This window comes from Dolichospermum circinale AWQC131C, from assembly GCF_000426905.1.
Taxonomy (GTDB): Bacteria; Cyanobacteriota; Cyanobacteriia; order Cyanobacteriales; family Nostocaceae; genus Dolichospermum; species Dolichospermum circinale.
Map to the genome: position 1 here is coordinate 1 of NZ_KE384594.1, position 5475 is coordinate 5475.

Here is a 5475-nt window from a genome sequence, read left to right on the forward strand (position 1 = left end):
TTTATCAAGAAAAGATCACTATTCTTTTCTTCTTTACCTCGGAGAATGAAAACCCCCTGCTTTCCCTTCCTCCGTGTCCTCTGTGCCTGGAGTGGTTCGTTAAAATAAATAATTATCAATCATGAACGATCAAGACAAAAAAGCCCAAGCCGAATACGAGAAATTCCCCACAGAATTTACCAGCATTATCATGAGTACAGTTAACAAAGAGGGGATTCCTGACGCTAGTTACGCTCCTTTTGTTAGCGACGAAGATAAAAACATCTATATTTATGTTAGTGGACTAGCTACTCACACCCAAAATATTCATAATCATCCTTTTGTGAGTATTTTATTTATTGAAGACGAAGTTAAAACTAAACAAATTTTCGCCCGTCGGCGTTTAAGTTTTAATTGTACCGCAAAATTAGTAGAGAGAGAAAGTGAAAAATGGCAACAAATTGTTGATAAATTTCAGATTCGTTTTGGAGAATTGATTTCTACATTACGCAGTTTACCAGATTTTCGGATTTTTCAACTCACACCCAAGAACGGACGTTTTGTAATTGGGTTTGGTGCTGCTTATAATATTAGTAGTGACAATATAAATCAACTTGTCCTTAGTAAAGATTGAGCTTCATAGTTATGATTCAGTTTCAACCTCCGGGTTTTGGTAGTAAGTTCATTCATACATCTTTGGGAACAATGGTTTACTATACCCAAGTTAGCGCCCCTTGGGAAAATGCAGTGGATCAAGATTTACCACCATTGTTATTTTTACATAATTTTGGTGGTGGTGCGTCCGCTTATGAATGGTCTAAAATTTATCCAGCTTATGCTGCAAAATATCGAATTTTAGCCCCAGATTTAATTGGTTGGGGAAAATCTGCTCACCCCGTGCGAGATTATCAAATTGAAGATTATTTAACCACAATTATCGAGTTTATTCATCAAACTTGTCACCAAAGTGTAACTGTAATAGCATCTTCTTTAACTGCGGCTTTTGCTATTCGTCTGGCTATTACTTATCCCCATTTATTCAAAGCTTTGTTTTTAGTTTGTCCTTCGGGGTTTAATGATTTTGGACAAGGTGCGGGACGAAGATTACCACTTTCTTTGATTAATACACCTTTGGTAGATAATTTAATTTATGCTTTGGGTGCAGAAAATGAAATTGCAGTTAGGAATTTTTTACAAAGTTTTCTTTTTGCTAAACCAGAAAGGGTGACACAGGAAATGGTAGCAGCTTATTTAACTTCTGCACAACAATATCAGGCTAAATTTGCGGCTTTGTCTTTTTTAAAGGGGAATCTTTACTTTGATTTGAGTTTATATATTCAGCAACTTCAAGTTCCCAGTGTCATTTTGTGGGGTGAAAAAGCACAGTTTACAAATATTGAATTAGGACGACGTTTAGCTGGTTTAAATCCTGCGGTAATTAAAGGTTTTGAGGAAATACCAGATACGGGAATTATTCCCCATTTAGAAATACCAGCGGTTGTGATTGGAATTTTGCAAAAATACAATACATCGGGAGAATTAAAAATCTAAGTTCAAAAACAAAGATTGAACTTGTGAGAATTAGAAGATTAAATATCTCCAACTTTGCTTCTTTGCGTCTACCCTGGGTGATCTCTAAAATAAAAATAGAATAAAAATTCTGTACTTTTTGACTTTTGACTTCCCGAAGGGCGCGTTGCTGACTGTTTTTGATCTTCACAGATTCAGCAACGCACTTCTTGTAGATATGTAGGATTCAATATCTAATATTTATACTGCTTCTGTATTTTTTTCTCCGGTCCTAATGCGTACAACTTGTTCAACAGGAGAAATAAAGATTTTACCATCACCAATTTCACCGGTCCGCGCTGCGGAGATAATTTTATCCACAACAGTGTCTACTTGGGAATCTTCGACGACAATTTCCACTTTGAGTTTTTGCAGAAACTCCACAGTATATTCCGAACCTCGATAGCGTTCAGTTTGACCCTTTTGTCTGCCAAAACCCCGAACCTCAGAAACTGTCATCCCTACAATCCCCGCATTAACTAGGGCTATTTTCACCTCATCAAGCTTAAATGGACGGATAATGGCTTCTACTTTCTTCATTTTTTTTGATTCCTGACTTCTAATAGCGTTGTTTATATATCTAACCAAACACTTTGTCTCACGCTGTAAGTATAGCACCAGTTATTAACTTGAGATTGATGTATTGGATTTCACGGTTTTTGTCATCCTCATCCGGTCATCAACAATTTTATTACAAAAGGGGTAACTTTGTTTGTCCCAGGCTTTGCCAATCTGCGATCGCTTGTTGAGTCCACAGCCAATTTTGTGATAATTTCTCTATAGTAAAATCTGCTGGTGCATTTTGAATCACCATTTGTCGAAGTTTAATGGCTTCCTGTAAATATTTTTGACGTTTATCAGCGGGTTGACCCTGGGCGCTTTTGTATAACCCCAAGGCCAACCCAGCATAAGCCGTTAATCTTTCTGGTTCTCTAGATATTTGCGGATATTTTGTTTGTTCAAAATTCGCTCCTGTATTCTGCCCGCTTTGTAAAGCCAAATTCAGAGATTTGAACCAAGCATCATTGGCATAATTAAGATTATTTTCTTCATAATAGGCAAATCCCAAAGCATTATTATACAAAATAGAATCGGGCTGACTCTGTACTGCCCTAGCCCAGTAACGGCGTGCATCATCAATACTATATTTATTATTACCAGTTTGTACAGACAGCCAAGCTAAACGTCCCCAGGCAAAATTCACCGCTGGATTTTGGGTATCCTGAACAGGAATTAAGTTTAAGGCCGTTTCAGCAGTTGTCAAAGCACCACGATTTAATAATTCATCAACAGCATTCAATCCATCCTTTAAATTACCCTGACTCAATAGTGCGGTAGCGGTAGCTGTGACAATCCCCGTTCCTGAGTTAGCTAAATTAATATTTGGGAGTTGATTACTGCTAATATTCTCTGGAAGTGGGATATTGGGTAGAAAGTGCTGCCGAGACAGACTTTGATACCACCACCAAACAACACCAAAGATTATAGTAATTGCACTTGCACCGACAAGACCCAAAAGCAATGATGATTTTGATTTGTGATAGCGATTACGATTACTTGATGTCACTAAAGGAGTCGGTGATAAGGGGGGATTTATCCGTCGCTTTTGAATATTTAGGGAGGTTGGTGTAATAGATGTTGGTACATTTCCCCAGTTTAAATGTTCCTCAAGTTCAGAAACCTGCATTTCTGACAACTCGTTAGATTCTTGGATTAGTTCGGCCTTCATGCTTTGTTCCTCCCTTGTGGTTGTCCGGTTATCAAGCTGACGAAACAAATCAGAAACCATTGCGGAATCTTGATCATAGTTGGAGTCATCATATTCAATTTCGGCGATTAAATCACCCCAAGAATCTGCCAAAAGCCAATCTACCTCGGTTGTCTCCTCGGTCAAATCAGCATCGAGAATATCATCATCAGTCATCAAAATTTCTGGATTATTTGCTACAGCCGCATAATGATCATCACCATTCTGTTCAGATGGCTGATATTCCCTGAGTAAATCTGACAGCCCTTGTGAATTAGCCACATCATCTGATAAATTGACTTGTGGTATCAAATAACCATCAAAATCTCGCTGAAGGTACAATATGGGCAATGCCCAATACATCTGTTGAGAACTGTATGCAGAAATTAAACCCTGACGAACCCGACTCACACACAAATCTAAGGCATAACCTTGACTCAAATTTCGGTAAAATAGTTGTGTCAGCGTCAGTGCCACTTCATCAGGTATGCGTTCTGACATCGCTAGTACACTTCTAATTCCCCGTTTAACCAGACATTCTGTTAAATTCCCCTCACCTGAAACCTCATCAACCCCCGCCTTAGCTCCATAAGACCCAAAGCAGGAATTAAAAACTACCATTTGCACATGATTATTAATCAGTAACCCAGCCAAATCATCCCCGCTGAGAGTCTCTGTTAAACCAGTTTTTTTACTAACTAGATAAATTTGCCCACCATTCGCCCCCAAATTACTATGGCCGGAATAGTGGAGAATATCGTAATGTCCCTGTTCTAGAGCTTGGGTGAGTTCTTCCCTACCTGGTTGATCAAGAACAACCGCCTCAATTTTTGGCCGATGATGACCACCATCGGCCAAATTTAATCCTTGACGGTGTAGTTCAGCCTTGAGGTTAATAGCTTCTTGCTTGAGTAAATTTAACTGTACCAAGTTTCTTGGGGAAGAAATCACCATCAACACCTTTAGTCCCTGTTCTGCGGCTGGTGTGGAGAAATTATGAGTCTGTAAAAGGTTAGGCGATCGCTGCCCTGTCTGTAAGCATCGCAACCAGTAGGCATTGACTGAGGTTGTACCACATTGGTAACGGGCAAAGGTGATGTCGGGTCCTGTAACTAAGGGGCGATAGCGAAGCGCTCCGTAGGAATCGCCTGCGTGCATGACTTCCCATGGTAATCGTGCTAAACTGGGGTCTTTGAGTCCCAATCTTAGCCGCAGCACTTGTTGATGATTTTGGGCAATACCTTGAGCGGTGATCCAACTATCCCTCAGAGATTTCTGGAATAGAGCGTTATACAATTCTCGTCCTAATTCCACTAGGTTAGGGGCATTTTTATCATTCATTTCCCCTTGCAAGACTAGTTGCAAAGGGTCATCCATTAAATATCCAGCGATCGCTAACCATTCGGTGACAGGCCAGTGTAGGAGTTCTTCTGCTAGGGGTACTCCAGGTGCTACTTGTTCGGTTCGCAGCAGATAGTGATTTTGTCCTACTGGCGTTGCGGAAAGGTGAAATTCCTGGGTCACAAATTCTGCTCCATGTTTTTTAGACTATGTTGATGACGCGGGGTAATGTAGATGTATTTTGTTATTCTAATGTTTCGGAAGTGTGTTGTTTTACGTTGTTCTTAAAATAGTTCTTCGTGAAGTTTTCTGCCTGTTTGTTTTCAAATGGTTATTCCGGATTGGCCAATTTGCTTCTAGAACTCTTTGTTGGTAGATGCACCTTGATCTTCAATTCCCCTAGTTAGTTAAATTTGGCTAGGGGTTTTCCTTTTTTTTAATTCTGGCAAATAAAAAAACGCTCTTGCTAACCAAGGGCGTTTGTCAGGATTTGTGATTCAGTTATTTAGTAGATGAATTTCCCATAACTAACTCCCCTACCCAGCCACCCCAGCCCCAGGAATTTTTTCGGTATGGGACTTACAGCAATATTTGGGTAATTTTTCCGGGTCATAAGTGAAAAACAATGAACAGTTAACCAGTAGATGCACCCTGATAACTAACTTCCCCTAGCTGGCTAACACCACTGGGGGTTTTTTCTTGTTTATGGTTACCACCACACAGTCATTACCATATAATTAATTTTTTCCGGAACATCATACACTACCCTAGAACAATTAACCAGTAGATGCACCCTGATAACTAACTTCCCCTAGCCGGCTAACACCACTGGGGGTTTT

Annotated in this window: 4 protein-coding genes; 2 read left to right on the forward strand and 2 right to left on the reverse strand. The window is 39.7% G+C overall.

Translation table 11 applies throughout. The features are described 5' to 3' along the window. Positions 1 to 121 precede the first annotated feature (121 nt). Together ACIR131C_RS0104100 and ACIR131C_RS0104105 are read left to right on the forward strand one after the other, a co-directional pair. Positions 122 to 613 carry a HugZ family pyridoxamine 5'-phosphate oxidase gene (locus ACIR131C_RS0104100; RefSeq protein ID WP_028089170.1) on the forward strand — a complete coding sequence of 164 codons (492 nt, stop codon included), beginning with the start codon at positions 122 to 124 and terminating at the stop codon, positions 611 to 613. Between the two features lie 11 nt (positions 614 to 624). Beyond that, positions 625 to 1530, forward strand: coding sequence for an alpha/beta fold hydrolase (locus tag ACIR131C_RS0104105; RefSeq protein ID WP_028089171.1), 906 nt, complete (start codon positions 625 to 627; stop codon positions 1528 to 1530). Between the two features lie 219 nt (positions 1531 to 1749). On the opposite strand, the gene ACIR131C_RS0104110 is transcribed toward ACIR131C_RS0104105, so the two are convergent. Both ACIR131C_RS0104110 and hetF read right to left on the reverse strand, forming a co-directional pair. Further along, entirely contained in the window at positions 1750 to 2088 is a 339-nt protein-coding gene (locus ACIR131C_RS0104110) for a P-II family nitrogen regulator (protein WP_028089172.1), read from the reverse strand. Between the two features lie 151 nt (positions 2089 to 2239). Continuing rightward, complete coding sequence (gene hetF, locus ACIR131C_RS0104115) at positions 2240 to 4819, reverse strand: cell division protein HetF (protein WP_028089173.1); 2580 nt, start codon at positions 4817 to 4819, stop codon at positions 2240 to 2242. Positions 4820 to 5475 lie beyond the last annotated feature (656 nt).